This window comes from Pseudomonas sp. GW821-FHT03E01 (assembly GCF_059420765.1).
In genome coordinates, this window is sequence record NZ_JBWKUI010000017.1 from 73,664 (window position 1) to 99,249 (window position 25,586).

21 protein-coding genes are annotated in these 25,586 nt (G+C 60.9%); all 21 read right to left on the minus strand.

From position 1 onward, the window contains the following. Positions 1–5: 5 nt before the first annotated feature. Complete coding sequence (gene tssK, locus AC07VO_RS25905; RefSeq protein WP_018927446.1) at positions 6–1,337, minus strand: type VI secretion system baseplate subunit TssK; 1,332 nt, start codon at positions 1,335–1,337, stop codon at positions 6–8. A gap of 2 nt (positions 1,338–1,339) precedes the next feature. Continuing rightward, positions 1,340–1,840 carry a type VI secretion system lipoprotein TssJ gene (tssJ, locus tag AC07VO_RS25910; protein WP_018927445.1) on the minus strand — a complete coding sequence of 167 codons (501 nt, stop codon included), beginning with the start codon at positions 1,838–1,840 and terminating at the stop codon, positions 1,340–1,342. A gap of 5 nt (positions 1,841–1,845) precedes the next feature. Further along, the gene (tagH, locus tag AC07VO_RS25915) at positions 1,846–3,042 is read right to left on the minus strand and encodes a type VI secretion system-associated FHA domain protein TagH (protein ID WP_086945194.1); all 1,197 of its coding nucleotides are present in this window, start codon (positions 3,040–3,042) and stop codon (positions 1,846–1,848) included. 17 nt (positions 3,043–3,059) lie between these two features. Beyond that, the gene (locus AC07VO_RS25920; RefSeq protein ID WP_018927443.1) at positions 3,060–3,200 is read right to left on the minus strand and encodes a hypothetical protein; all 141 of its coding nucleotides are present in this window, start codon (positions 3,198–3,200) and stop codon (positions 3,060–3,062) included. Positions 3,201–3,506: 306 nt separating this feature from the next. Then, on the minus strand, positions 3,507–5,024 hold the full coding sequence (locus AC07VO_RS25925) for a sigma-54 interaction domain-containing protein (RefSeq protein WP_086945195.1): 1,518 nt from the start codon (positions 5,022–5,024) through the stop codon (positions 3,507–3,509). A 10-nt stretch (positions 5,025–5,034) separates the two neighbouring features. Further along, positions 5,035–7,683, minus strand: a complete 2,649-nt coding sequence (gene tssH, locus AC07VO_RS25930; protein WP_495007679.1) for a type VI secretion system ATPase TssH — start codon at positions 7,681–7,683, stop codon at positions 5,035–5,037. A 13-nt stretch (positions 7,684–7,696) separates the two neighbouring features. Next, positions 7,697–8,704, minus strand: a complete 1,008-nt coding sequence (tssG, locus tag AC07VO_RS25935; protein ID WP_018927440.1) for a type VI secretion system baseplate subunit TssG — start codon at positions 8,702–8,704, stop codon at positions 7,697–7,699. After that, on the minus strand, positions 8,668–10,455 hold the full coding sequence (tssF, locus tag AC07VO_RS25940) for a type VI secretion system baseplate subunit TssF (RefSeq protein ID WP_086945197.1): 1,788 nt from the start codon (positions 10,453–10,455) through the stop codon (positions 8,668–8,670). The genes tssG and tssF overlap by 37 nt, the downstream gene beginning before the upstream one ends. Before the next feature lie 63 nt (positions 10,456–10,518). Beyond that, positions 10,519–10,719: a hypothetical protein gene (locus tag AC07VO_RS25945; protein WP_019650072.1), complete on the minus strand. Its 201-nt coding sequence runs from the start codon at positions 10,717–10,719 to the stop codon at positions 10,519–10,521. Between the two features lie 282 nt (positions 10,720–11,001). Then, the gene (locus tag AC07VO_RS25950; RefSeq protein WP_064621121.1) at positions 11,002–11,808 is read right to left on the minus strand and encodes a hypothetical protein; all 807 of its coding nucleotides are present in this window, start codon (positions 11,806–11,808) and stop codon (positions 11,002–11,004) included. Then, positions 11,805–12,317, minus strand: coding sequence for a PAAR domain-containing protein (locus AC07VO_RS25955; protein WP_064621122.1), 513 nt, complete (start codon positions 12,315–12,317; stop codon positions 11,805–11,807). Before AC07VO_RS25955 ends, AC07VO_RS25950 begins: the two co-directional genes overlap by 4 nt. A 10-nt stretch (positions 12,318–12,327) precedes the next feature. Further along, positions 12,328–12,735 carry a type VI secretion system baseplate subunit TssE gene (tssE, locus tag AC07VO_RS25960; RefSeq protein WP_018927433.1) on the minus strand — a complete coding sequence of 136 codons (408 nt, stop codon included), beginning with the start codon at positions 12,733–12,735 and terminating at the stop codon, positions 12,328–12,330. A 12-nt stretch (positions 12,736–12,747) separates the two neighbouring features. Further along, a complete protein-coding gene (tssC, locus tag AC07VO_RS25965) occupies positions 12,748–14,223 on the minus strand; it encodes a type VI secretion system contractile sheath large subunit (RefSeq protein ID WP_018927432.1) in 1,476 nt (491 codons plus the stop codon). A 28-nt stretch (positions 14,224–14,251) separates the two neighbouring features. Further along, a complete protein-coding gene (tssB, locus tag AC07VO_RS25970; RefSeq protein ID WP_007934526.1) occupies positions 14,252–14,755 on the minus strand; it encodes a type VI secretion system contractile sheath small subunit in 504 nt (167 codons plus the stop codon). Positions 14,756–14,787: 32 nt separating this feature from the next. Then, positions 14,788–16,344 (minus strand): type VI secretion system protein TssA, encoded by a 1,557-nt coding sequence (gene tssA, locus AC07VO_RS25975; RefSeq protein ID WP_019650068.1) that lies wholly within the window; start codon positions 16,342–16,344, stop codon positions 14,788–14,790. Positions 16,345–17,190: 846 nt separating this feature from the next. After that, complete coding sequence (tagQ, locus tag AC07VO_RS25980) at positions 17,191–18,120, minus strand: type VI secretion system-associated lipoprotein TagQ (RefSeq protein WP_064621125.1); 930 nt, start codon at positions 18,118–18,120, stop codon at positions 17,191–17,193. 84 nt (positions 18,121–18,204) lie between these two features. Continuing rightward, a complete protein-coding gene (locus AC07VO_RS25985; RefSeq protein ID WP_019650066.1) occupies positions 18,205–19,932 on the minus strand; it encodes a formylglycine-generating enzyme family protein in 1,728 nt (575 codons plus the stop codon). Further along, on the minus strand, positions 19,925–21,121 hold the full coding sequence (locus AC07VO_RS25990) for an ABC transporter permease (RefSeq protein ID WP_019650065.1): 1,197 nt from the start codon (positions 21,119–21,121) through the stop codon (positions 19,925–19,927). Before AC07VO_RS25990 ends, AC07VO_RS25985 begins: the two co-directional genes overlap by 8 nt. Next, positions 21,121–21,837, minus strand: coding sequence for an ABC transporter ATP-binding protein (locus AC07VO_RS25995; RefSeq protein WP_064621127.1), 717 nt, complete (start codon positions 21,835–21,837; stop codon positions 21,121–21,123). Before AC07VO_RS25995 ends, AC07VO_RS25990 begins: the two co-directional genes overlap by 1 nt. Next, positions 21,837–24,869: a serine/threonine-protein kinase gene (locus AC07VO_RS26000; protein WP_086945199.1), complete on the minus strand. Its 3,033-nt coding sequence runs from the start codon at positions 24,867–24,869 to the stop codon at positions 21,837–21,839. Before AC07VO_RS26000 ends, AC07VO_RS25995 begins: the two co-directional genes overlap by 1 nt. Then, a complete protein-coding gene (locus AC07VO_RS26005; RefSeq protein WP_173861179.1) occupies positions 24,866–25,585 on the minus strand; it encodes a PP2C family protein-serine/threonine phosphatase in 720 nt (239 codons plus the stop codon). The genes AC07VO_RS26000 and AC07VO_RS26005 overlap by 4 nt, the downstream gene beginning before the upstream one ends. Between the last annotated feature and the right edge of the window lies 1 nt (position 25,586).

The following is a 25,586-nucleotide window of genomic DNA, read 5'->3' on the forward strand; positions in this document are numbered from 1 at the left end:
GTCGGTCAGTTCCTGATGGCCCAGAATTTCAGTTCAAGCTCGGCGAATTCGCCGGACACGTGGAACGCGAAGCCGCCGGAGCGTTCGAGTTGCGCCAGGTCTTCGGAACTGAGTTCGAGGATGAAATAGGTTTTGTTGGAGTGGAACGCGATCTGCCGTGGGGCCACCGGCAACGGTTTGACCTTGATGCCCGGCAGGTGCAGGTTGACCAGTTGGCGGATGCGCTCCACCGGGCCGACCTTGAGGTGCGCCGGCAGGCGATGGCGCAGTTCTTCGGAGTCGCAGTTGGCACTGGCCGCGAGCACGAACGAAGCCGAGCCCAGCAGTTTGTGGTCGTGCAACGGCGACACGATGATCCCGTACTGACGCGCTTGCAGAACCAGTTCGATGGCGTGCTGTTCGAGCACCATCGACAGCACCTGACGAATCGCTTCCATCAGTTTGCGGAAGCTCGCGCCCTGGTCGCTGTGCTGGTAACGGCTGTCCAGACGCGGGCGTTTGCTGTCGCTGGAAAACGTCGCCAGATCGCCGAGCATGGTCAGCAGCGTGCGGTACAACTCTTCCGGGTGAACCTGTTCCAGGCCGAGGTAATGGCGCAGCAACAGTTCAGTGCGGTTGATCAGTTGCAGCATCATGAAGTCGCCGACTTCCGCGCCGCCGACCTTGCCGTTGGAGCGGATCCGGTCGGCGATGGTGTCGCCCCGGTGGCCGAGCATGCTGATCACTTCTTTGAGGCATGACAGCAGGTAGCTGGACGAGTGCGCCTGAATGTAGGTCGGCACGAAATCCGGGTCGAGGCTGATCACGCCGTCAGGCGTGGTGTCGAGCACTTCGCAGATCTTCAGCTTCACGTAGGCCTGATCGCTCTGCTGCTCGCCGAGCAATAGCTTGAAGTCCGGACGGGCGCAACTGACCTGGCTGGCGGAGTCATCACCGGCGTTGGAGTCGGCCACTTCCGCTTCATACGCGGTGTAGCGCGCCAGCACGTCGGATTGCTCCGGGCGGCGGGCCTCAATGTGGTTACCCGTCACCAACGGCAGTGCCAGGTAGATCGGCGTATTGCCGGTGTTCGGCGGCACGTCCAGGGCCAACGGCTCGGTGTTGCCGCCCAGTTCGAACAGGCTGCCGTCGGGCAGAATCCCCGAGGCCTGGCTGATCACCAGTTTGCCCATGTTGAGGAACTGCAAGTCGATTTCCAGGTTGAGGAAGCCCCAGGTGTAGCTGCCCAGCAACTGGGTGCGGGTCTTCATCTGGTGGTCGTAGTAGCGATCGTTGTGCTGGAAGTGCTGCGGACGCAGCAGCATGCCTTCCTGCCAAATGACTTTATGGGCATTCATGTTCAGTCATCCGCCTTGGCGAGCGTTTCATGGGTGTTGCGGATGCCGGCCTGATCGAGGGTCAGATCAGCCGCGGTGACTTGCACCGGAGTGATTTGCACGGTGTAGCGCCACTTGGTTTCCGGCAGGTCGCGGTAGGCGGCGAGCACGCCAACGTAACGGCTGCCCTCTTCCACGCTGAGCTTGAGCTCGACGGTTTCGCCTGGGCGCAGTTCCAGTTCTTCGCTGGCCACCAGGTCCGGGGCCAGGGATTCCTTGGCGCGTTCGTAGAGGCTGAAGAAATCAGCGTTCTCGAAGGCCACCGGGTGCTTGAGCTCGAACAGGCGCACGACGATCGGCGATGGACGACCGTTGAGGTCCGGGTTCAATTGATCGCTGGCGGTCAGCTTCAGGTTGAGTTTGGTCACGGTGGAATACGGCGACAGCGACGAGCAACCAGCCAGCAGCACCAAAGCAGCGAACGCAGTCAGCATCTTGAAAAAAGCGGTGGAACAGCGAGACATGCGCATCATCCTTGGTGGTCGGTGTGAAGGGTGGAAATCAGGCGGATCTGTTCTTCGTAGGCCTGGGCGAAGTCGCGGGCCAGCAGACGTTCGCTCCAGTCATCGTCCTGACGCAGGGCCTGGTGATAACGCCCATAAGCTCTCCAGCGACTGCCGGAGGTGGCGAGAAACGGCTTGTTGTCTCGCTCGAAACGCAGGGTCAGCTGTTGCGGCGAGAAGTGCTCCAGGGTGCCGCGAACAGCGGCGCGGCTGGCGGTCAGCAAGGCCACCTGATGCGCCTGCAAATCGCGGAACGCACGGGAGATCGCTTGCTCGGCCGGCAATTGGCCCGGCTTGTTGCCCTGCAACAAAATGCCCAGCGCTTCGCCGGCATCGACGGCGAATTTCAACGGGTTCTTTTGGCTGCCTTGTACGGTGGTCTGGGCCAGGCGCAGTTCGTTTTTCAGCTCGCTTCGGGTGCGCAGGCTCTGCTGCAAACCGCCGACGCTCTGCTTGAGCAGACGTGCGGCGTTCAGGGCCAGGGCTTCGCGGGCGTCGTGGTCGAGGCCTTTGAGGTCCACGCCCAACGCCGCACCGAAGTGCTCCCAGAAACCTTCGCTCTGACGCTCAACCGCTTTTGGCAGCGGGGCTGGCGCTGGTTCTGCCGGGGCGGCGATCAGCTCCGGCACCATCAGGCTTTCCATGTCGATGCGCGCGTAGTCGGCGCGCTGACGGGTGTCCTCGATCACCGTGCTCGGGGAAATCAGCTCCTCGATCTCCGAGTACACGCGTTCTTGCTGGTCGAGGGCATTGAGCGGGTCAAGGTCGAGGAACGCATCGTCCGGGATGATGCTGCCCGCGGCCTGCGGACGGCCGACTTCGACGTCGAACGTCGCCGGGTCGCGCACCAGTCGCGCGCGAATCTCGAAGTCACCCAGCACATACACGCTGCCGTGTTCGATGCGCATCGGCTCGCCCTTGCGCAGGCGCGCGCCGCTTTCGCTGTCCTGGATACCGTTGCTGCTGGTATCGGTCAGGAAAAACGTGCCTTCGCGGTAGCTGATCACCGCGTGGTGGTTAGACAGGTGACGCTTGCGGTCGGGGATGATCCAGTCGCAGTCCTCGCCCCGGCCGATCACGCCACCGGCCTGTTTGAAGGTCTTCTGGCACAAATCCGTGGGCACGAACTGCTTGGTGTTCAGCATTTCGAAAACCAGTTCCATGATGATGCTCCTTGCGGTCACTTGCCGCGATTGACCGCCTGCGGATCACCCAATGGGCGATAGGTGTTGTCGTTGTATTTGTAATTGCCGCTACAGCCGCCGAGGCCGCATAGAACGACGAAGGTCAGCAGGACGGCTTGCCAGTGACGAACAGGCATCAGAGGGTCTCCAGAGGTAGACAAAGCACAAAGCGCCGACCCTTTCGGGTGGCGCTATCAGAAGCAGATGAGGTGGATTCGAGCGCTCCAGCCAGAGGCCTTGCGCATCGCCTTTGTGGCGAGGGAGCTTGCTCCCGCTCGGCTGCGAAGCAGTCGTAAAACAGAGGGTGCGGTTTGACTGCCACACCGCGGCGCAGGGTTTTGGGGCTGCTGCGCAGCCCAGCGGGAGCAAGCTCCCTCGCCACAGGGAATTCGCCAGCCACAGGGGGCATTCCAACCTGAGTGGTCGGGTTGTAGAAATCGAGATCAGCCATCGAAGTCACCCAAATTGATATTCAGCCGCCCGAGGCGGTACAGCAGCGTGCGCCGTGGCAGCCCGAGTTCGCGGGCGGCGAGGGTCTGGTTGCCGTCGTTTTTGCGCAGGCAGTCGAGCAGCAGACTTCGCTCGACCTGCTCCAGGCGTTCGCGCAGGTTCAGGCTGCTGTCTTCCGGCATGGCTTCCATGCGCAGGGAGAAATGCTCGGCCAGCAACTCGCCGCCCTCGCACAGCAGCACTGCGCGCTCGACCAAACCCTTGAGTTCGCGAACGTTGCCGGGGAAGGCATAACCGGACAGGTGATCCAGCGCCGCGTCGGACCAACGCACCGCATCGCGCTGCAGAAACACGCAAGCCTTGTCGGCGAAGTGCCGCGCCAGGTCGAGGATGTCGCCTTCGCGCTGACGCAGCGCCGGCAGTTCGATCGGGAATTGCGCGAGGCGGTAGTACAAGTCCTCGCGGAACTTGCCTTCGCTGACCAGCACCGACAAATCCCGGTGCGTCGCGGCGATGATGCGCACGTCGATTTTGTGGGTGTCGTTGGAACCCAGCGGGCGGATCTCGCCCTCCTGCAATACCCGCAGCAATTTGGCTTGCAGCGATAACGGCATGTCGCCGATTTCATCGAGCAGCAAGGTGCCGCCGTTGGCCGCATCGAAGAGCCCGGCACGGTCGCGATCAGCACCGGTGAAGGCGCCCTTGCGGTAGCCGAACAGCTCGCTTTCCAGCAGGTTCTCGGGGAACGCCGCGCAGTTCTGCACGATGAACGCCTGGGACCGGCGCGGGCCGCAATCGTGAATCGCCCGCGCGACCACTTCCTTGCCGGTGCCGGTCTCACCGCGCAGCAGTACGGTGTACGGGCTGTGCAGAACTTTGCTGATCAGCGAATAGGTCTGGCGCATCGCCGCGCTCTTGCCGATCAGGCCATAACCGCTGGCGCTCGGGACGTTGAGCGGCGCCGGGCGTGTATCACCGTTCGGCTGACGCAAACGCTGCAGCAAGTGCAGTTGGCCGAGCACGAACGAGCCCAGTTGACCGAGGGAATCGGCAAAGCCTTGCAGGTCGATTACCCGGCGACTGGCGCACAGCAGCAAACCTTCGACAGCCTTCTGCTGATTGACTAGCGGCACGCACAGCAGCGACTGCCAGGGCGTGGCCTGGGGCGGCAGGAAGCTGGTTTCGTGCAGGCTGCCGCTCAGCTCGCTGAGGCACACCACGCGGTTCTGGCACAGGGCGAATTGCAGCAGTTGTTCACCGTTGTAATCCGCCGGCAGGCTGGCCCCTTCCCGGGGTTGCAGAACGCCGTTCAGGCACTCGGCGTTCATCCCCAGGCAAGTGTGGGTCGCATCCAGCAGGTACAACTGCGTCAGCTCGCAACCGCTGAGCTCGGCCAGGCCGCGCACGAAGTCACCCAGCAGCACAGCGCTGTCCGCCGCCCGCGACAGGCTGGCGAACTGCGCCAGCAAGGCTTCGGCATAGACCAGCGGTTGCGGCACTTGAGTGAACATCACACCCACCTCAGGCGAACTCGCACGTCACGCTGGCATTGCCGTCGAGCGTCGCATGCACGCGCTTGAGGCTTTCACCGGTGGCCATCGCATCGAGCAAACGGTCGGCCACCAGCGGCAGTACATGCAGGTCGAGCAAGTGGTCGATCAGGCGCGCACCGCTGTCGCTTTGAGTGCAGCGTTCAGCCAGGTGATCGACAAGGTCCTGGGAGTAAGTGAAATCCAGCTGACGGCGGTTCAGGCGCTCGCCCAGACGACCGAGTTTGATTTCGATCAGCTCACGCAGCACCGGGCCGCCCACCGGGTAGTAAGGCACCACGCGCATGCGCGCCAGCAATGCCGGCTTGAAGTGTTTGCTGAGCACCGGGCGAATGGTTTCTTCGAGGACTTCGGCGGTCGGCCGCGCGCCGTTTTCGCAGAGCTCGCTGATGCGGTCGCTGCCCAGGTTCGAGGTCATCAGGATCAGCGTGTTGCGGAAATCGATCTCGCGCCCTTCCCCGTCGTTGGCCACGCCTTTGTCGAAGATTTGGTAGAACAGGTTGAGCACGTCCGGGTCGGCTTTTTCGACTTCATCAAGCAACACCACCGAGTACGGTTTCTGCCGCACGGCTTCGGTGAGCATGCCGCCCTCGCCGTAACCGACGTAGCCCGGCGGCGCACCGATCAGACGCGACACGGTGTGCTTCTCCTGGAACTCGGACATGTTGATGGTGGTGATGAAACGATCACCGCCGTACAACAAATCAGCGAGGGCCAGCGCGGTTTCGGTCTTGCCGACGCCGCTCGGGCCGACCAGCAGGAACACGCCGACCGGCGCATCAGGTTTGTTCAGGCCTGCAGCGGTGGCGCGCATCGAGCGATCAAGGGCGTGAACGGCTTGTTCCTGACCACGAATGCGCGTGCGCAGGTCGGTGGCGAAGCTTGCGACCTTGGCGTTGTGTTCGCGGGCCAGTTGCGCCAATGGCACACCGGTCCAGGCGCTGATCACTTCGGCCACCAGACGCGGGCAGACTTCGAAGCTCACCTGGCGTTCTTTGACCTGAAGCTCGGTCAGAGCTTTGTGAGTTTCGTTGAGCGCGGTTTCCAGGGTTTCAACGCTTTGCGCTTCGTCTACGGGCAGCGACTCGATCACGGCGCCTTCGGCGTCTTCCTCGACCGTGATGGTCGGCTCGTCGGCGGCGGCTTCGCGAGCCTTGGCCAGTTGCTGACGCAGCTCCAGCAGGCGCTCGGCCAGCTCTTTCTGCTCGGTCCACAGCGTTTCGAGGGCGACCTTTTCGTCTTCGGCGTCGGCCAGGCGATCTTCCAGAGCGTCCAGCGCTTCGTGATCGATCAGCAGACCGGCTTCGGCGTCACGACGCAGGGCCTGACGCTGACGGCCACCTTCGGCCAGTTCGCCACGCAGGCGTTCCAGGCTTTCCGGGGCGGCGGCGAGGCTGATGCGTACGCGGGCGCAGGCGGTGTCGAGCACATCGACAGCCTTGTCCGGCAGCTGACGACCCGCCAGGTAACGGGCGGACAACTCAGCCGCGGCAACCACCGCGTCATCACGCAGGTAGATGCCGTGGCTCTTCTCGTAGACCTGAGCCAGGCCACGCAGAATGGTCACCGCTTCGCTGACGGTCGGTTCGTGCAGTTGCACCGGTTGGAAACGACGGGCCAGGGCCGGGTCTTTCTCAAAGTATTTTTTGTACTCCGCCCAGGTGGTGGCGGCGATGGTGCGCAACTCGCCACGGGCCAGGGCTGGTTTCAACAGGTTGGCCGCGTCAGAACCGCCGGCGTTGCCACCCGCGCCGATCAGGGTGTGGGCTTCGTCGATGAACAGGATGATTGGCTTCGGCGAGGCTTTGACTTCGTCGATCACGCCTTTGAGGCGACGTTCGAACTCGCCTTTGACGCTGGCGCCGGCCTGCAACAGGCCCATGTCCAGCGACAGCAGCTCAACGCCTTTCAAGACTTGCGGCACTTCACCGGCGGCGATGCGCGAGGCCAGTCCTTCGACGATAGCGGTTTTACCGACGCCCGCTTCACCCACCACAATCGGGTTGTTCTTGCGGCGACGAGCGAGGATGTCGACCATCTGACGGATCGCGCCATCGCGGCACAGCACCGGGTCGAGTTTGCCGTCGCGAGCCTGCTGGGTCAGGTTGTGGGTGAAGCGCTCCAGCAGTGATTCGCCGGGCACCGCCGGTTTGCCGGTGACCGGTTGTTCTTTCTGCGACAGGGCGAATTCTTTCAGACGCTCGATGTTCAGCCTGGCCAGCAACGACTGATAACGGCTGCCGGCATAGCGCATCGGGTTGCGCAGCAATGCGAGGATCAACGCGGCCTGCTCGACCTGGCTCTGGCCCAGTTCGAGGTTGGCCACCAGCAAGGCGTCCTGCAGCCACTGCACCAGTTCCGGGGCGAACACCGGGTTGCGCGAGGCGCTGTGCTCGACCCGCGATTGCAGCGCGGCGCTCAGCTCGCCAGCGTCCACTTCGGCATCCTGCAACGCCCGGGCGAGCAGGCCTTGCGGACGCTCCAGCAGGCCCAGTAGCAAGTCTTCGACGAGGATCTTGCTGCCGCCACGGGCGACGCAGCGTTCGGCAGAACTTTCCAGGTCACGACGGGTTTCGGCGTCCAGCGCCTGGATAAGTTGTTGCAGGTCTACGTTGATCATGTGTCATCTGTCCTTAATGAATTTTGCTGCCCAGGGTCACCACGCCGTCCGCTTTTTCGCGGCCGAGCCAACTGGTCCATCCCAGGCGACAGGCGTTCTGCTCACCGATGCGAAGTTCGCGGATTTCTTCCTGGCGCAGCACCAGGCGAATGTCGTAATCGAGCGGGTCACGCAGGGTGAACCGCACCAGCGCGCACAGCGGCTGGTAGCCGAAACCGATCGGCAGGAATTCGTGAAAGCGTTGCCAGTCGAGCTCGCGGATGTGAATGCGGAATTTGCCGCTGCGGTCGCGCACGTGTTCGCCCAGCACCAGGTCTTCGCCGAGCATGCTGTTGCCGCGACCGAGGCGATTGCGCTGCTCGTCGAGGATTTCGACGCGGCGCTCGATGCACTGCTCGATGGTCAGCTCGGCGTGCTTGAAGTAGTAGCGCAGCACCGCTTCGATCAACGCCGCCGAGTGCGCCCGCAAGCTGAGCAGGCCGAGGTACGGCAGCAGGCGTTTCCAGTTCAGCTCCTGGGCCTTGCGGATCTCTTCGCCGCCGAGGCCGATCAGGGCAAACAGCTGCGCCGAAAACGGGTCGAGCGCGCCACTCTGGAAACTCGCGCGGTAGCGATACTTTCGCCAGATCGGCAGCATCAGCCGTTGCAGGCGATGGTGAAACAGGTCGAGAAAGTTACGGGTCGGGTTGCCGTCTTCGCTGTCACCCAGCGCCTGTTCGCCGTAAAACGCAGGCAACGGCGAACCGGAGCCGACCAGGCCGATCAGGTTGAAACGCAGACGCGCGCGCCTCATCCCGTGTTCTTCGAAAAACTCCACGCGATCGACGTCGCTGCCAGGGAAACCCAGGCTCGGGTTGGCCTGGAATTCCAGCTGGTCGTACAGGTCGTCTTCGCTCAGGTGCGGGTGTGCATCGCGCAGCCGGTCAATCACCAGCAGCACGGCCTGAAACAGCGAGTACTCGCGTATTACCCGGGTCAGCCCGCTTAAAGCAGGGGCTGCAGGCCCATACGTGGTGTCCATTGGTACACCTCTCCCTGTGTGCTTTTTACCCGCAGCTCGTGATACGAATTGAGACTGGCGTAAAGCGCGAAAAACTCGTTAAGAACCGAAGCGAACACGAACAGGTCGCCCTCGCCGATATACCCTTCCGGGTCGATGGTCAGCTCGGTGCGCAACCCGCGAACCGGCAACCCTCGGTGCAATCTGTCGACATGCTGGTGCTTGATCGACTTGAGCCCGCCCAGCAGGCGTTTGCTGACTTTTTCCGCGTGTTGGTCGTAGTAGCGCGGCAGGTCGTAGGTTTCGAGAATCACCTTCAACGCGTTGACGTCGGCCAGCGACAGATAGTTGAGCGACATGTTGCTGATCAGCTTCCAGAGGAAGTCGCGGTTCAGCGGCGGCGCGAAACTCGAGGTAGCCGGGGTGATATTGCGGAAACTCAAAAACTCCGGCGTCTCTTCGCAGGCCATGCGGATGTCGCCGAGCTTGAGCTTGCGCGGCAGGTTCTGGTTGGTGCACATCAGCTCGATCGACAGGGTTTCGTGGGCTTCGGTGTGGCGGATGCCGAAGCTCAGGTAGGTGTCGAGGCCGTCGTGCAGCAACGACGAACGCTGGCGGATGCTGTAATGCGGACGGCTGTTGGGCACGTCGAAACTCGGGTCGTGCTCGAAGGATTCGAATGGCACGTACTCTTGATAACCGAGGCCGCCGGGCTTCCAGCCAGTCACGGTTTCCACCGAAAACACACCGCAGTTTTCCAGGTCGTATTCGGCCGGCAACAGCAGGTATTCGTCCTGTTTGCCGTCGAGGCGAATCGGCAGTGCATCGTGCTCGAACAGGTTGACGATCGGCGTGCAATAGAGCTTCACGTTGTCCAGGGTCGGACGCATCCGCATGATGCCGCTCTTGCGAATATCGAAGCGCAATTCAAGGCCGCGCATTTGCTTGAGGGTGTCTTCCGGCAATGCCTTGAGCAGGTCCAGACCGTTGATATCAACGAACAGGAATTTGTCCTGGAAAGCGAAATACTCCTGCAGGTAGCGATAGCCGCGGAAGGTGTTCAGCGGATACGGGATCAACGCTTCCTCTTCGGCAAAACCCACCGGCTGCACACGGTCGCCGGGCATCTTGAACGCCATCGGTTGACCGCTTACGCCGTTGATGGGCTTGCCGGCGCCGTCCAGCGGGATCAGCTCAATGCCTTCGAGGTTGCGCAACAGGCTCAGGTAAAGCATCTGGCTGATGTAACGCTCACCGGCAAAGTGCAGGCGCAGACGACTCAGCTCCAACTCGCCGAGGTGACCATCCGCGCTCATCTCCAGACGCAGACTCAACAGCGAACCGTCACCCTTTACCGAGTAATTCAGCGCAGCCAGATCCAGCGGCAACACCTCGGTCGGGTAGCACGTGCGGAAACGGCAACGCACGTCATCGACCGGCACGCTCTCGACCGGCGTATCACGCTCAACCATCAACGCCGGCCCGGAACGCTTCAGCGGGTCGAACTGCAAAATGCTGAACGCCGGCAACGGCCGCATGTAGTTCGGCCACAGCAGCTGCATCAGCGAGTGGCTGAGCTCCGGCAACTCGTCGTCGAGCTTCTGGCGCAGGCGCCCGGTCAGAAAGGCAAAGCCCTCCAGCAACCGCTCCACATCCGGATCCCGCCCGGCCTGACCGAGAAAAGGCGCCAACGCCGGGCTACGCTCGGCGAAACGACGACCTAACTGGCGAAGTGCGGTGAGTTCGCTTTGGTAGTAGTGGTTAAAGGACATGGATGGGCTGCCTGGTTTTGAATTTGGGTGAGCTAGATACGTGTTTTTGCTCAGTGGTCATATTTATGCGGGAGGCAAATTCAGGAAATAGGTGCCAATGCCGTGCATCACCGGTATCGCCATCAAGACAATGAACGTCAGCAACCTATGAAGCTTCGAGTTACGGCTTTTATTGCGTAGCCCAGTCAGGGCTAGAATCAGCGATAAAATGGCCAACGTACCGAATAGGTCACTGTCAGCTAATACGGCCAGATAACCGCTCATCCCTTACATCCTCTTGAGTAAAACTTCCGTTGTAGAGCAGCAGTTTCAGTGCCAAAACACCACAGAAAAAAGTCTGCATTCACGCAGGCGGTAAGTTGGCATAATAACTGCCAACCACTTCGAGCAATGTAATGGACACCAGACACAAAAAAGTCAAAACTCGGTGCCACTTTGAGTTTCTAACCCTAACAAACAAATTACCAATCGCCGCAAAAAAACAAAAAATCGCCAAAGTGCCAAACAAATCACTATCAGCCAACACTGCCAAATAGACGTCAAAACTCATTTTTTATTAAACCCCATGAAATTCCAACGATACAATTGGAAGTTTTTCAAAAAGTCTTCATCCGTAGAGCCTTTAGCCATATTTTTATAATCCCACCCAACAACCGCCTTCTCATAAAATCCTTTTTCAATCGACATACCCGCATATCCATCATTCTGCGGATCAGCCATGTTAGAGCCAATCAATCTCTGAAATGTTGTATTAGGGCGGGTACTCCAACCACTAGTATTACCCTGCCTGATGTCAATTCTGGAGGTATTAATTCCGACTACGACTTGGATATGGTGCGCAACATCTCCAGGACGATCAAGAGCCTGCGCAAGGATGTCCCCGGGCATCAGGCTTTCTACTGCATCCACAGCCAGAGTATTTTCACCCACTTCCTGCATATCCGGAGCACCATAGGTCAACATGACCATTTCGCTAAAGCCGTACATATTGGAAGCGTAACGATCATGCTGCGCTGCGGTGTAATTCTCCATATTCCGGTAAGTTCTAACACCCGTTTTCAGCTTTACCGGCAATCCACGCTTAGACGCAAATTCGCATAAAACCCTCAGAGCAAAGTCTTCACACGTAAATTTATTATTTTTTACAGCGCCGTTTTTATCCCAATATTTTTCATTGATCAGTTTTTCCGCAATCAATGGTGCTTCGTCGTGATAAGCAGCAATATCTGCATCCGTCCAGAAAGCAGTCGTTTTCCAGAATACTTTATAGGTAACTTTTTTCCCGACGGGATCTGACTTTGGAGTTAACGCAATTGACCGCGCCATCAAGGTAGACAAAATTTCGGCACTCATACCGACGCTCCATCAATTGCGGCGTGAAAGTCAAAAGTTTCACCTTCTTCCCCCCCTACCAACTGGGTTCTGCCCATTGCATCACTTTGCCCGGAGATAACTTCGCCTTTGGCGGTTGTAATCTGATAAGGAATATCCTGAAGTGGATTTCCATCCTGATCTTCCATCACAACATGCTGACAATGGGAAAACAGCATCAATGGAACCGGCGGAATAAACGGAACCGGCGTGTGAGAGTTCCCGATAATCACCGTCGAAGACCCGGCCGTAACTTTATTGCCATGAGCACCAACGGAGCCCACGGTCGCCGCCGGTTTACCGTTAATCAAAACAGTCGTTGCAAGATCGCCAACCATCGCACCACCACACGCCGAGGCATCGCCTTGGCGGGCGGCCGCGAGGCCGTCGAAGAACACGTCGCCGGAACCGGCGGCGATCGGGTTGGTGCCGTGGCCGGGGAGCGGGCAAGCGGTGGGGTCGGATACGCGGGCTGCTGGTTTGCCGGACATACGAATCTCCTTAGTTGACCTTTACTTGACCGCTGCCATCCAGACGCGCGGCGAAACTGACCTGGCGCTTGAAACCATCAACTTCCAGCAGGCCTTCGATGCTGAAGGACAGGCGAAGCTGATCGTTGTCACGCGGCAGGGAGATGACACGCACGTTGCTCAGGCGCGGTTCGTAGGCTTCGATGAAGCTTTCGATGGCCCGGCGGGCCTGACTCAGGGAGTCGTGCAGGCTCAGGCGCATGTCATTGAGATCGGGTAGCCCGTAATCGGACAGCGTTTGCACGCTGCCCGCACGGGTGCTGAGCATCTTGGCCAGATGGGCAGCCACCGACGCCATGGCGGAAACCTCGCGGCTCCAGCCGACGCGTTTGTCCGCGTCGCCACCCAGGCGTTCGAAAAGGCTGCCGTATCCAGTCATGAGTCGCTCCGCTTACTCTTTGTCCAGCTTGCCAACCAGCGACAGGGTGAAATCGGCACCCATGTACTTGAAGTGCGGGCGCACGTTCAGGCTGACGCGGTACCAGCCCGGCTCGCCTTCAACATCGCTGACGATGATTTGGGCTGCGCGCAGTGGACGACGGCCACGGACTTCGGCGCTCGGGTTTTCCTGGTCGGCCACGTACTGGCGGATCCACTTGTTGAGTTCCAGCTCGAGGTCGGTACGTTCTTTCCACGAACCGAGTTGCTCGCGCTGCAGCACTTTCAAGTAGTGAGCCAGGCGGTTGACGATCATCATGTACGGCAGTTGGGTGCCGAGCTTGTAGTTCAGCTCTGCAGCCTTGCCTTCAGCGCTGATGCCGAAGAACTTCGGCTTCTGCACCGAGCTTGCGGAGAAGAACGCCGCGTTGTCGGAGCCTTTGCGCATGGTCAGGGAGATGAAACCTTCCTCGGCCAGTTCGTATTCACGACGGTCGCTAACCAATACTTCGGTAGGAATCTTGGTTTCGATTTCGCCCATGCTTTCGAAGTGGTGCAACGGCAGGTCTTCAACCGCTCCACCGCTCTGTGGGCCGATGATGTTCGGGCACCAGCGGAATTTGGCGAAGCTGTCGGTCAGCTTGGTGCCGAACGCGTAGGCCGTGTTGCCCCACAGGTAGTGCTCGTGGCTGTTGGCGACGGTTTCTTTGTACACGAACGATTTGACCGGGTTTTCTTCCGGGTCGTACGGGTTACGCAGCAGGAAGCGCGGCACGGTCAGGCCAACGTAACGGGAGTCTTCCGACTGACGGAAGCTCTGCCATTTGGCGAACTGCGGGCCTTCGAAGTGATCCTTCAGATCTTTCAGGTCCGGCAGGCCGGTGAAGCTTTCCAGGCCGAAGAATTTCGGGCCGGCGGCAGCAATAAACGGCGCGTGGGACATGCAGGCTACGCTGGACACGTACTGCATCAGTTTCACGTCCGGCGAGCTTGGGGACATGTAGTAGTTGGCGATGATCGCGCCAACCGGCTGACCACCGAACTGGCCGTATTCAGCGGTGTAGATGTGCTTGTACAGGCCCGACTGCATCACTTCCGGCGAATCTTCGAAGTCATCCAGCAGGTCGTCCTTGGAGACGTTGAGGATTTCGATCTTGATGTTTTCGCGGAAGTTGGTGCGGTCGACCAGCAACTGCAGGCCACGCCACGACGATTCCAGGGACTGGAAGTCCGGGTGGTGCAGGATTTCGTCCATCTGGCGGCTGAGCTTGGCATCGATCTCGGCGATCATGCGGTCGACCATGGCCTTCTTGACCGGCTCACCGTTGTTCTGCGGCTTGAGCAGCTCTTCGATGAACGCCGACACACCGCGCTTGGCGATGTCGTAGGCTTCGTCATCCGGGGTCAGGCGGGTTTCGGCGATGATGCTGTCGAGAATGCTGTATTCGCCGTTCTCGTTGCTCTTTTGCTGTACTGCGCTAGTGCTCATTGTGTTGGCTTCCTTGGCTGATGGGGGCTCAGGCGTCCTGGGCTGCGGCGTTCAGGCCCAGCTCACCGAGTACGCGACCGCGGGATTCGTCGTCGGCGAGCACGCCTTCGATGGCTTTGCGGAACGCAGGCGCGTTACCCAGCGGGCCTTTGAGGGCCACCAGCGCGTCGCGCAGTTCCATCAGTTTTTTCAGCTCAGGCACTTGCTCGACCAAGGATGCCGGGTTGAAGTCCTTCATCGAGTTGACGCGCAGTTGCACGGCCAGTTCTTCAGTGTCGCTTTCTTCCTGAAGACGGTTCGGTACGCTCAGCGTCAGGCTCAGCTCTTGCTTGGCCAGCACTTCGTCGAAGGTCATCTTGTCGATGCTGATCGGCTTGCGATCTTCGACTTTGCGTTCGTCCTTGCGGTGGGTGTAGTCACCGATTGCCAGTAGTTTCAGCGGCAGTTCAATCTCTTCCTGAGCACCGCCGGTGGCGGGTTTGAAGGTGACGTTGATGCGTTCCTTGGGGGCTACCGAGCCTTCTTTGGCCATGGCTTTTCTCCTTGCGGTTGTGGCCCTGGGGCCTATTCGAGTACCACTTCGAGATCGAGGTGGCACAGCCTGCGATAAATCTCTTCCTTGCGTTCACGCACTGCATGGTTCTGCGGTAACAACTCGCAGCAGCTATGCAGCAAATGCAGCACTTCCAGCGCAAGATCGGGCTCCCAGGCGTGCAGGCCTGAGTCCTGTAATGTTTGGTCGAGGGTTTCGAGTTGGGTCTTGGCCAGTTCGTATTTCTTGGCCATGAAGCACAGCCGCGCGAGGGCGAACTGCCAGAAGAACCGAACCCGCCCGCCGTGGGCGCTTTGCAGGCCCTGCTTGAGGATCTGCACGGCGGCCTTGAGGCCGTCCTTGCGCAGAATCGGCATGACTTCTTCCAGGGCCAGTTCCCAGGCCGGCTGGGTATCGGCGACTTCGACCTTGCGCGGCGCACTGGCGCTTTGCAGGTGCGGCATGACGTGGGCGCTGATCCAGGCGCGGGTGGCCGGGTCGGCGAACGGCGCGCCGTCGTGGAAACGCAATTCGATAATGCCGGGCAGGCGCTGAACCAAAAGCGCGAAGTGGATTTCCACTTCGCGCATGGCCATCTCGGCGTTCAGCCCCTGAAGGCATTCCCAGACCATTCGCTGGCCATCGAACCAGAACGGCGCCTTCGCCAGGCTCGCCTCCAGCTCTACCAGCAGATCAGCATATTTCCCTTGGTCGAAGCGGTCCTGATAGGCCTTGAGTTTGTCTGCCGGCACGCCACGCAGGACGGTGATCTGCTCGGCATTGCGCTCGGGCACCGCGTCGATGGGCAGCCACAGCAGCGTACGATTGAGGCGCAGGGCGCGCAGGTCGGTGGCTTTCTGCTTGAGCCACCAGGCGCACAACGGACGGGCGCTTTCCTGCTGAGCGCGCAGGGCCTTATGGGCTTCTTTCTCGTTGTCGATCGGTGCGCCGGGGGTGAACAGCTGAGTCGCAGCCTGCTTGACCTGGGCCACTGCGGCGCCCACCACACCGGGCTCCGGCTGGTTGTCGGCAGCGCGCTGAACCATGTTTTTCAAGCGGCGGGAGATCGGCAGCAGCAACGGCGCATCATCGCCCAAGTGCTCGGTGCACGCGGCGTCGAGGCCTTCCAGATGCTCGACCAGCCGGCGGAACAGCGGCAGCTGCTCTTTGATCGCAACGTTTTCGTTCAGCACCTGCTCAAGACGCGGCACCAACCAGCTGATGGCGGCGGAGCGGGTGCGGGCCTTGTTCGGGTGAACTTCAGCCCAGTGGTTTTCGCAAAGATGGTGCAACAAACCGAGGCCGGCCAGCAGCCCCTGGAAGGATTCACGCTGGTATAGCGCCCAGGTCAGCCACGCGCCGACACGCAAATCCTTGGATTGAGTGCGCAGCAGGTTTTCGCTGTTTTCACGGATTTTCAGCCAGTCGATCTGACCACTTTCGTGCATGGACTGGGCTTTGGCCAGTTCGCTTTCCAATGCCTCGTATTCGCTCGAAAAGCGAACATCCTCGCCCGCGAAACTCTCTTGGGAAACAGAGGCTTTTGCGAGTTCAAGGTAATGGGCAGAAAGTTTGCTTGAGTAGGACATCCATGGCCTTTAATTAGGAAAACGGTCATGCGGCCATTGCAGTTGCAATGGCGCCGGACAGTATCAAAGAGCTGCGATGAGTCTCATCCAATTGAGTTCGTGCTCTTTCAAGTGCGCGCATCCTAATCACAATGATGGCCATTAGCAAGCACCCAAATAAACAATAAAACGGCGGTTTCTCTATTGCATGTAGGAGAAAGCCCTATATGTGACAGGGGATTCCCTGACGCTGGCTTTAACCCTCCCATCTCGACGAATTGCCCCCGAAACCATTGGGCCAGAGCGGTTTATCAAACCAGTGGATAATCACTGAACATTCACGCCCTGAAGCGGAACCCAGCATGACAAAAATAAAAAATGAAAAATGTAGGAGGTTTCCGAAAAGTTACAGTCATCTATGGACATAGCAGTGACAGACAATAAGCAATACAAGATTCCGTCAAAATGATGGCGCCTTGTATTTGATCCACTTCTCTCCAAATACATATTCTGTTCGCCTCAAATTTCTTACAAAAGTATCGGAAGCCCTTCGCGCGTTGCTGACGCAACATTCTGAAACGCGGAAAACTCTGACGTACTTTCTGGAGGCGTCCGACATCATTCTTTTGTTCGCTTGTAAGCGTGTCGGGTAGTTTGCGCTTGCTCCAACTCGGCATCCCCTATGGAGGCTGGCAGGGATGTAAATTGGCGTTGAGCAGAATGGCGGACAATCCGCAGTTGCTGGTGAAGCGAGCGCTGGATCATTTGCCAGCGCAGGAGATGGCGGCGCATGGCGCCCAGGCGTAGCCAGTACAGATCATTCCCACGCAGTGCGCGGGAATGATCAAAGCCCTACAGAAAGCTCAATCAAACATTCGGGCAAGGTACCGGTGCCCAGTCGCCCAGGTCCGGGTTCTTGCACATGCTGTTGACCTGAGAGGTGCCTGCGCTGGCGACTTGCTTGCTTTCCGCCTGTTTGGCTTGTGCGGTTTGCAGGGTTTTCTCGGTGGTGACCGCTTCTTTCGGCACGGTTGGCAGCACCGGTTTTTTCGCCGGTTTCACCGCTTTTTTGCTCTTGGTCGGGGTCACGACCGGTGTGGTGTCGGCGGTCGCCACGGTGACCACGTCAGTGCGCTGCACGCCTACTTGCTGCAGGTCTTTTTCGTAGGCCTGGGTGTAGTTGTTCAGGTCTTCGCTGGCTTTACCGTTCACCGCGACGATCAGGTCGTTGGACTCTTTGAGGCCGGCGACGATTTCTGCCAGGCGCTTGCGGCCCTCGGTGTCGCTGACGGTCTTGGCCTTGCGGTCGGCGACCAGTTTGGTGAACGCGCTCTGGTAGCACTGTTGCGAAGCCTTGGCGTACGCGGTGCTGCGGTCGATGTCAGCGGCGCTTTTGTTGACGTCGGAGGCGTAGGACGCGATGCGCTGGTTGTCATCGGCGATCTGCTTCTGACGCTCGTTGTAGTAACCGACCGCGCCGCCCGCCAGGGCACCGCCTGCTGCACCGATGGCGGCGTTGCGGCCACGGTTCTCGGAATCGGTCAGGGCGCCCAACAGTGCACCGCCGACAGCGCCGACAGCCGCACCGGTAACCACCGACTTGGTCATGTTCGAATCGGTGGCGCGCAGGTGCTGCACCGGCTCGTAGCAGTTCGGGTAGTACTCGACCTTGGTGCTCGAGGCGACCTTGGACGTCGGCGACGTAGCGCAACCGGTCAGTACGGTGCTGAAGCCAACAGCGATCAGCAGCAAGTGACGCTTGGAAACCGAAGCAAAAGCTTTACGGGAGGAAAGCATAGTTGTGTTCTCGTTTAAGTTTGACCAGCTCAGCACGGCCCATCGCCGCCTGAGTCCCTTCCAAGCTCGCTGTACAACGAACGATCAAGACCGCTGAGCGTTCGATGCGAGCAATTCCTTCAATATCGCCGCCGGGTCGGCTCGTCGTTGCTGACGATAATCACCGACATGGCGAACGAATAACGTCGCGCGCGTCACCAGGCTCTTGCCCAGTACCGGCTTGCGCTCCAACTCTTCCTTGATGCGTTGAAACTGCGCCTGGATCACGGCATCGGTGTAGCGCGTGCCAGTCGCCAGGTTGTCGATGTAGATCGCCACCGCGCCGTCCAGCGCGCTGCGGCCGTTGTCGATGGCCATGGCGAACAGCTTGGCGCTGGCCTCGTCCTTGGCGTCCACGGCCTGCTGGCGACTCTTCTGCAAATTGGTCAGGCGAATGTTGTAGTTGTTGACGGTCTCGGCCACCAGGGCCGCCGACTGGATCAGGTTGCCGGCCGCTTCCTCGCGCTGTTGGGCGATGAGCGAGACGTTGCGCTTGAGCTCTTCGTTGACCAGCCCCAACTCGGCTTGCAAACGCGGATCGACGCTGGCGGCAATGATGCTGTCCAGGCGTTTGGTCGGGTCCTGGGCGTCATCGATGGCATCGGTCAGCGAAGCCAGCCGACCTTCTTTCTGCCATTGGGCAAACAGTTCCTTGTAGCGCGAACGGGGCGCCGACAACGCGCCAACCGCGACCCGGAACCCGGTGGTTTCGTTGTTTTGCTCGGTGCCGTCGGCGGCGAACAGCGGGTACTCGCGGCGCATCCCGGTAAACAAGGTGCCCTCGCCTTCCAGGTAATTGCCGCCCTTGACCACGAAGCCGCCGTAGGTTCCCTGGCGGCGTCCGGCGTGCACCAGCTGGAAGGACTCCTGGACCATTTCGGCGGCGTTGCCGATCACGTCGAACAAGCCAATGGGGTTTGGCAGTTTGGTACCGATCGGCATCAACCGCGCGGCCTGACCGGTGCCGCCGGCGACCTGATTGAAGACCGCCCAATCGGCCAGCGGTCCGTCGCTTTCGCTGCCGTCCAGGCGCCGGGGAAACAGGCGCCCTTCCAGGTCCTGACGGCTGACGGCCTGCCCGCCACGGGCAGCAAATTCCCATTCGACTTCGGTCGGCAAGCGCACAAAACCCAGCCCGCCCTCCTCTGCCGAGGTGCCGCGACCGCTCACCGGCAGCAGGTCCTTGTGGTATTTCATCAGCCAGGCGCTATACACCGCCGAGAAGCGTTCCGCCTCGAATCGCGACAGCTTCACCTTGGGCAAACGCCCGGCCATGCCTTGCGGAATTTCAGCCTGCAATGCCTCGCAGGCTGGCGCTGGTTCACCGCTGGCCAACGATTGCGCCTGGGCCATGACCTGCGCGTATTGGCGGGCGGTGACTTCGTATTTGCCGATGAAATAGAGCATCGGTTTGAGCGGGGTGTTGGCGTCGGTCTTGGGCATCAACGGGGTGATGCTTTTACTCCAGTCCTTGGGCAGATCCTTGAGGGTGAACTGGCCATTGATGAAGTCCCGGCGATAACCGGAAATGAACGACTGCTGATAGCCGGCCTCGCCTTCGCTGAACGGGTAACCGAGGCTGATCTCGCGGTCGTCCAGACTGCCCTGGGCCAGGATGTAGACGTAACGGAACACCATCTGCCCTTCGCACGGCAGCGGCAGGCTGACGTCATCGGGCAACGGCTTGGGGTTGTCCAGCTTGTCGGTGCCTTCATCAGCCCAGACCATGCCGGCCAGGCTCAGCGCCACGGCGGCGCCCAGTAACTTATACATCTCGGATTCCTTCACACGCCTGGATACGCGCCACTCGCCAGCCACCACAGAGCGCCGCCACGGCGCTGACGCCGAGCACGGCCGCCAGGGCCAACGCGTAGTGACGTGCCAGCAGATGGCTGGCGTACTCGCCCGGCATCTGCGCAAATAAATGGTTCAGGCCCGATTGCGCCAGGCCATACAGCCCGGCACTCAACAGGGCGGCAAGGCCGGCGCTGTACAGCGCCTGCACCACCACAAACAACAGCAACGCCGCCGTGGAAAACCCCAGCAAGCGCAGCACCGATAACGCTCGACGCTTGCGCTCGACCGCCGCCAGCGCCCCGGCAAAAATCGCCGCGAACGCTCCCGCCACGGCTAATCCGGCGATGATCCAGAACACGATCGACAGGTTGCGGCTCAGCGATTGCACTTGGGCGATGGCCTGGGCCTGGGTCGAGACCAGCAGGTTCTGTGCAGCGAAGTATTGGCGCAGCGGTTCGACATCCTGGAGGCTGCGGGCGTACAGGCGAAACGCCGGATATACCCGCTGCTCCGTCGCGCCCACCGCATCACCTGGCCAATCGAACGCAGGCACGGCGCGGCCGTCCCGGTAATCTTCAGCCGCTTCCAGTAACGTCAACGGCGCGAACAATCCGTCCCGGGCGAAGGCTTCCAGCGGCAGAACCTGCAGCACCTGAACGCGAGTGCGCTGCGCCTCGCCACGACCGGCCACCTGCCGGCCAAAACCGGCCTGTAACCAATCACCGGCCTTGGCCCCAAGCTTTTCGGCGGCGGTCTGGCTGAGCAGCACCTGATCCAGCCCTTGGGGTACCGGCAGACTGCCGAGCAACGGATCGTTGGCGGTGGTGGGGATCATTTCCACAGTCACCGTCGAAGCGCCTGCGGTCAGATCCGCTGTCGCGGCAATCTGCCGGGTGCGCGGCAAGGCGAACGACACGTCGCTGCGCTGGCTCAACTGCTCGATAAACGCGGCACTGAACCGGCCGCCACCGAGGGGGATGATCTCCCGGGTGGCCGGGTCGTTTTCCAGGCGCTCGGTCAAACTGCTGACCAGGCCGAATTTCAAACCGAACAGCACCAGCAGCGGTGCGATCACCGCCACCAGCGCCAATACCGAGCAGGCCGACAGCCAGGCATCGTTGCGGTAATCCTGCCAGGCCAGGGAAGCCACCAGCGCGCCGCGCATCAGCAGGCCTCCCCAAGGGTGGCGGTGACACCGCCATCGACGTCGCGATGACAACTGATGCGTCGCACCTGCAAACCGCTGGCGCGGGCCAGTGACTCGTCGTGGGTGGCAACGACGCAGCACACCCTGTGTTCACGAGCCTGGGTCACCAGTAACTGCATCACGCGTTCCGCGTTCAGCGGATCGAGGGCAGCGGTCGGTTCATCGGCCAACAGCAGGCGCGGCCCATGAGCCAGGGCGCGGGCACAACTCACCCGTTGCCGTTGGCCGACGGACAAGTCGCACGGTCTTTTGCCCAGTTGATCGATGATATCCAACGCCCCGGCCAGGCGATCGACGCTGCCGTCGTCGTTCAAGCCGAGCAGTTGGCGCGACAGGTCGATGTTGCCGCGCACGTCCAGAAAATCCAGCAGGCCACCGGTTTGCAGCACGTAGCCCAAGTGCCGGCTGCGCAGGTTCGCCAAGGCACTTTGCGCATCTGCGCGCCACAGCCCGGCAATGTCCGTCGTGGTTTGGCCGGACGCAAAATCAAACTGCCCGGCCTGATCCGGCGCCAGCACCAGCGCCAGCAAATCGAGCAACGTGCTTTTGCCGCAGCCACTGGGACCGACCACCGCCAGTTGCTCACCGGCACGCAGTTGCAGCCGTGGAATCACCAGGCTGTAGCGCTGGCTGCCGGCGCCCCGGCTTTTGTGCACTGCGCTCATGTTCAGCATCACGGCAGCGTCGACAATGGAACGCGGTACAAGGCATCACCCGGTTCCGCATCGCCGAAACGCACCCAGTTGGCCAGGTCGTTGTGGAAGGTTTCATAGAGGCGGATTTTCGAGTCCAGCTCGTCGATAAAGTCCTCCTGCTCGGCCACGCTCAGGGAAAGCCACAAATCCTGGGTCATGTTCAGCGACTTGCTGCGATAAGGCAGTCCTTCCAGGTACTCCCCCAAAACCCCGCCATCGGCCAGATTGCCGCCTTTGCGCAAGGCCGAGGGATCGCGGCTCATGTAGGCACTGGCACTGGCGATTTCCTGGAAGAAATTCTTCGGTGAGGTCTGGGTCTTGCGGGCGGCGTCGACGATCAGTTTCAGCGATTGCTGCAAGTCGTTGAGCTGCAGTTTGGTCAGCATCACGCACACCTGGAACGCCGGCAGTGCCGGGTTGGTCAGGTCGCGGTCGGCGGTCCAGGCGCTGACCAGTTGCGGCGCCTGGCTGGCGGCTTTTCGCCCCAGGAAGTCCATGTGCATCGCGTAGCCGATGGCCGCCGATTTGTCGGCCAGGCTCGGCGCAGCGCTCAGCAGCGGCACGGTTTGCGACTTGTTGCTGCGCACCTGATGCACCAGGTCGGCAAACACCGAACCGATCTCGTCCACCCGTTCACCAAACTTGCGCACATCGGCGCCCGGCACCGGGATGTACAGATCGCCGATCTGCGGGTTGGCGTCGGCGGTCAGGGTGCGATACTGGCTTTGCGCACCGCCATGGGTTTTCTTGCCGGCATCGCTGAGCAGGTGCAAGGCGTAGATTTTGATCTGTTTGCCCAATGCGGCCTGACGCACTTCGGCCTCGTTCATTTGCGTGGCGGCATACGGGTCGTTCTTGCGCAACGCACCGGCATCGGTGACCAACAGAATCAAGCGTCCGCCATAACCGGACCAGTCCATGCCCTCGACCGCTTCCATCACGCCGGCAAACGCATCTTCATTGAACGAATGGCTCGAGACCGTGGACGCCTTGACCTGCCGCGCCAGGTCCATGAAGCGCTGTGGGTCGCGGCCCTGGTCCAGGGTGATCAAGGTTTTGGCGACGTATTCCAGGCCCGGGGTTTTCTGGATGCTGTTTCGAAACCCCACCAGGCCAAAGCTGACACTGTCCAGCTCGCCCCGCTCGGCGATGCGGGTTTGCAGTTGGTGCACCACGTCGCGGACCTGATCGATGTAGGGCTGCATGGACACCGTGGTGTCGACGACCAACACCACAGCGGTGCGAAATGCATCGGCATTGGCGGCGCTGATCGGAGTGTTGCCGACAGTGGCCTTCGGTGCATTGCCGGGGTCGATGGACGCCACGTTCAGCAACTGCACCGGCTGGCCGTTTTCATCGAAGCTCTCGCGCGAATCAAAGATCGGCAACAGATAAAACTGGTTCTGCGGCACCGCGCTGGCGGCCGGTTCCAGGGCCAGCACCTGCTGATTGTCTTCACGGTTCTGCTGGGCCTTGAGCAACAGGTTTTTTGCAGCCGACGGATCGGCCAGCAGCCGCTCCACTTCGCCGGGCTGACGCAGGAACATCACCGGCGCACGACCGGAGCGTTCGGTGAACTTGAGCACCAGGCTTTGCTTCCAGTCGCTGACTTGCTCGGCTGGCAACCAGCCGTCACTGCGCCCGTCGGTGGCGGCGCCGACGCGTAGCCACGGGCTGCCGGCCACCTCTTGGCGCTGATAGACGTAAAGCACGGAAAACGCCGGCAAGGCCTTGTCAGGTGCTGCCCCCGGTTCACTGGCGAGTTTCGCTCCCGGCTTGCTGAGCACCCGCTGGAACAAGGTTTTTTTGCCGGCCATCAGCAGCGGGCGCTGACCATTATCGACGTCTGTCGCCACAGGGGGGTTCACCGGTGGCGCCACGGCTGGTGGTGGTGTTTTGACTGGAGGCACTGAAGCCACTGGCACCTTGGCGTCCGCCTCGACGTCACCGGACAGCCACCAATAACCCGCGCCGCCCAAGGCCAGCACCACGGCTACCGCAACAGCGGCAAGCGCGAACACCGGTCCCTTGCGCTGCTCCGAGGCCGGGGATTGCGGCGTCGACTTCGCCGTCGGCGCAACAGGCTTGGCTTGGGGTTGTGGCTGTGCGGGGCTCGTCGGAATGTCGATGGACACCGGCGTCAGTCCCGCCAGGTCATTGTTCATTGGAAGGGGCAACGGCCGGATCGTGGTCGCTTCAACCGATTCCCCGGGCAGATTATCCAGCGCCTGCAACAACGCCTTTGCATCCGGGAAACGCTCGGCCGGATCCTTGGCCAACAGCTTGCGCAGCACCTCTTGATAACGGCCGTGGTGCACCGGCAGCTCCGGCAGCGGTTCGGTCAAATGCGCCAGGGCCGTAGAGAGCGCGTCGTTGCCGGTGTACGGCAGTTTGCCGACGAGGATTTCGTAGAGCACCACGCCCAGGGCATAAAGATCGGCCCGGCCGTCAATGTCCTGGCCGCGCGCCTGTTCCGGGCTCATGTAGCTGGGCGTGCCGACGGCGAAACCCGCTTGGGTGAACTGGGTGCGGTCGTCCAGCGACTTGGCGATGCCGAAGTCCGAGAGCACCGCTGTGCCATCGGCGCGGAACAGAATGTTCGCCGGTTTGACGTCGCGATGAACCAGCCCCAGCCCGTGGGCATAGCCCAGCGCCGAGGCGATCTGGCGGATGTAGATCAGGCCCTGCTCCGGCGTCAGGCCGGCGGCAATGCGCTCCTTGAGCGTGCCATTGGGCAGGTATTCCATAGCCATGTAATACAGCTCACCGACATTGCCGATGTCATGGATGGTGACCGTATGCGGGTGAGACAGGCGCGCCAGGGTTTTGCCTTCGCGCAGGAAGCGCTCGCAGAAACTCGGATCGGCTGCCAGCGCGGCGGCCATGACCTTCAACGCCACCTTGCGCTCCAGCGAGCGTTGGGTCGCCAGGTAAACGCTGGCCATGGCGCCCTCACCGATCTCACCGTCGATGTCGTAGCCCGGGATCAGAATGTTCGCGGTGAGGTTCATAAAGGCACCTTCACGACGATGACGGTGATGTTGTCCGGAGCGCCGCGCATCAGGCCCAGGGACACCAGGCTGCTGGCGATTTCCCCTGGCTCGTCGTGGCCCAGCACCTCGCGGATCTCATGATCTTCAACGGTTTTGTTCAGCCCGTCGCTGCACAACAGGTAACTGTCGCCGGGCTTCAACAGCAACTCGACCATCGCCAGCTCCAGCTGTGCCTGGACCCCGATAGCGCGGGTGACAATATTGGACCGTGGGTGCACCCGGGCTTCGGCTTCGCTGAGCAGGCCGCTGTCCTGCAGATCCTGGACGTAACTGTGGTCCCGCGAGATGCGTTTGAGTCGGCCGTCACGCAGGCGATACAAGCGGCTGTCGCCCGCCCACAGACACACCCCACGCAAGTCACGCGCCGCCAGCACCACCACCGTGCTGCCCATCATGGTCACGCCGCGGTTGGCGGTTTCTTCACGCACGGCGGCGTTGACCCGCAGCAGGTCGGTTTTCAACGCCGCGACGTATTCATCCAGCGAACGGCCCACAGCAATGCTACGCAGACTGTCGACAATCAGACTGCTGACGTAGTCGCCCGCCGCGTGCCCGCCCATGCCATCGGCGACCACCCACAGGCCTTTTTGCGGCAGGTCCAGGCAAGCGTCTTCGTTAACCTGGCGGACCATGCCGACATGGCTTTTGCTTGCAGACTTGAGGGTCCTTCCCACG

What these genes read in the sequence shown, in the direction of transcription:
- tssF (WP_086945197.1), bottom strand. Translation starts at nt 10,455, where the DNA reads ATGTCCTTTAACCACTACTACCAAAGCGAACTCACCGCACTTCGCCAG.
- tssG (WP_018927440.1), bottom strand. Translation starts at nt 8,704, where the DNA reads ATGGACACCACGTATGGGCCTGCAGCCCCTGCTTTAAGCGGGCTGACC.
- AC07VO_RS25985 (WP_019650066.1), bottom strand. Translation starts at nt 19,932, where the DNA reads ATGTATAAGTTACTGGGCGCCGCCGTGGCGCTGAGCCTGGCCGGCATG.
- tssJ (WP_018927445.1), bottom strand. Translation starts at nt 1,840, where the DNA reads ATGTCTCGCTGTTCCACCGCTTTTTTCAAGATGCTGACTGCGTTCGCT.
- tagH (WP_086945194.1), bottom strand. Translation starts at nt 3,042, where the DNA reads ATGGAACTGGTTTTCGAAATGCTGAACACCAAGCAGTTCGTGCCCACG.
- AC07VO_RS25950 (WP_064621121.1), bottom strand. Translation starts at nt 11,808, where the DNA reads ATGAGTGCCGAAATTTTGTCTACCTTGATGGCGCGGTCAATTGCGTTA.
- AC07VO_RS25925 (WP_086945195.1), bottom strand. Translation starts at nt 5,024, where the DNA reads ATGTTCACTCAAGTGCCGCAACCGCTGGTCTATGCCGAAGCCTTGCTG.
- tssB (WP_007934526.1), bottom strand. Translation starts at nt 14,755, where the DNA reads ATGGCCAAAGAAGGCTCGGTAGCCCCCAAGGAACGCATCAACGTCACC.
- AC07VO_RS25945 (WP_019650072.1), bottom strand. Translation starts at nt 10,719, where the DNA reads ATGAGCGGTTATCTGGCCGTATTAGCTGACAGTGACCTATTCGGTACG.
- AC07VO_RS26000 (WP_086945199.1), bottom strand. Translation starts at nt 24,869, where the DNA reads ATGAACCTCACCGCGAACATTCTGATCCCGGGCTACGACATCGACGGT.
- AC07VO_RS25955 (WP_064621122.1), bottom strand. Translation starts at nt 12,317, where the DNA reads ATGTCCGGCAAACCAGCAGCCCGCGTATCCGACCCCACCGCTTGCCCG.
- AC07VO_RS25920 (WP_018927443.1), bottom strand. Translation starts at nt 3,200, where the DNA reads ATGCCTGTTCGTCACTGGCAAGCCGTCCTGCTGACCTTCGTCGTTCTA.
- AC07VO_RS25990 (WP_019650065.1), bottom strand. Translation starts at nt 21,121, where the DNA reads ATGCGCGGCGCGCTGGTGGCTTCCCTGGCCTGGCAGGATTACCGCAAC.
- tssH (WP_495007679.1), bottom strand. Translation starts at nt 7,683, where the DNA reads ATGATCAACGTAGACCTGCAACAACTTATCCAGGCGCTGGACGCCGAA.
- tssA (WP_019650068.1), bottom strand. Translation starts at nt 16,344, where the DNA reads ATGTCCTACTCAAGCAAACTTTCTGCCCATTACCTTGAACTCGCAAAA.
- tssK (WP_018927446.1), bottom strand. Translation starts at nt 1,337, where the DNA reads ATGAATGCCCATAAAGTCATTTGGCAGGAAGGCATGCTGCTGCGTCCG.
- tssC (WP_018927432.1), bottom strand. Translation starts at nt 14,223, where the DNA reads ATGAGCACTAGCGCAGTACAGCAAAAGAGCAACGAGAACGGCGAATAC.
- tssE (WP_018927433.1), bottom strand. Translation starts at nt 12,735, where the DNA reads ATGACTGGATACGGCAGCCTTTTCGAACGCCTGGGTGGCGACGCGGAC.
- tagQ (WP_064621125.1), bottom strand. Translation starts at nt 18,120, where the DNA reads ATGCTTTCCTCCCGTAAAGCTTTTGCTTCGGTTTCCAAGCGTCACTTG.
- AC07VO_RS25995 (WP_064621127.1), bottom strand. Translation starts at nt 21,837, where the DNA reads ATGCTGAACATGAGCGCAGTGCACAAAAGCCGGGGCGCCGGCAGCCAG.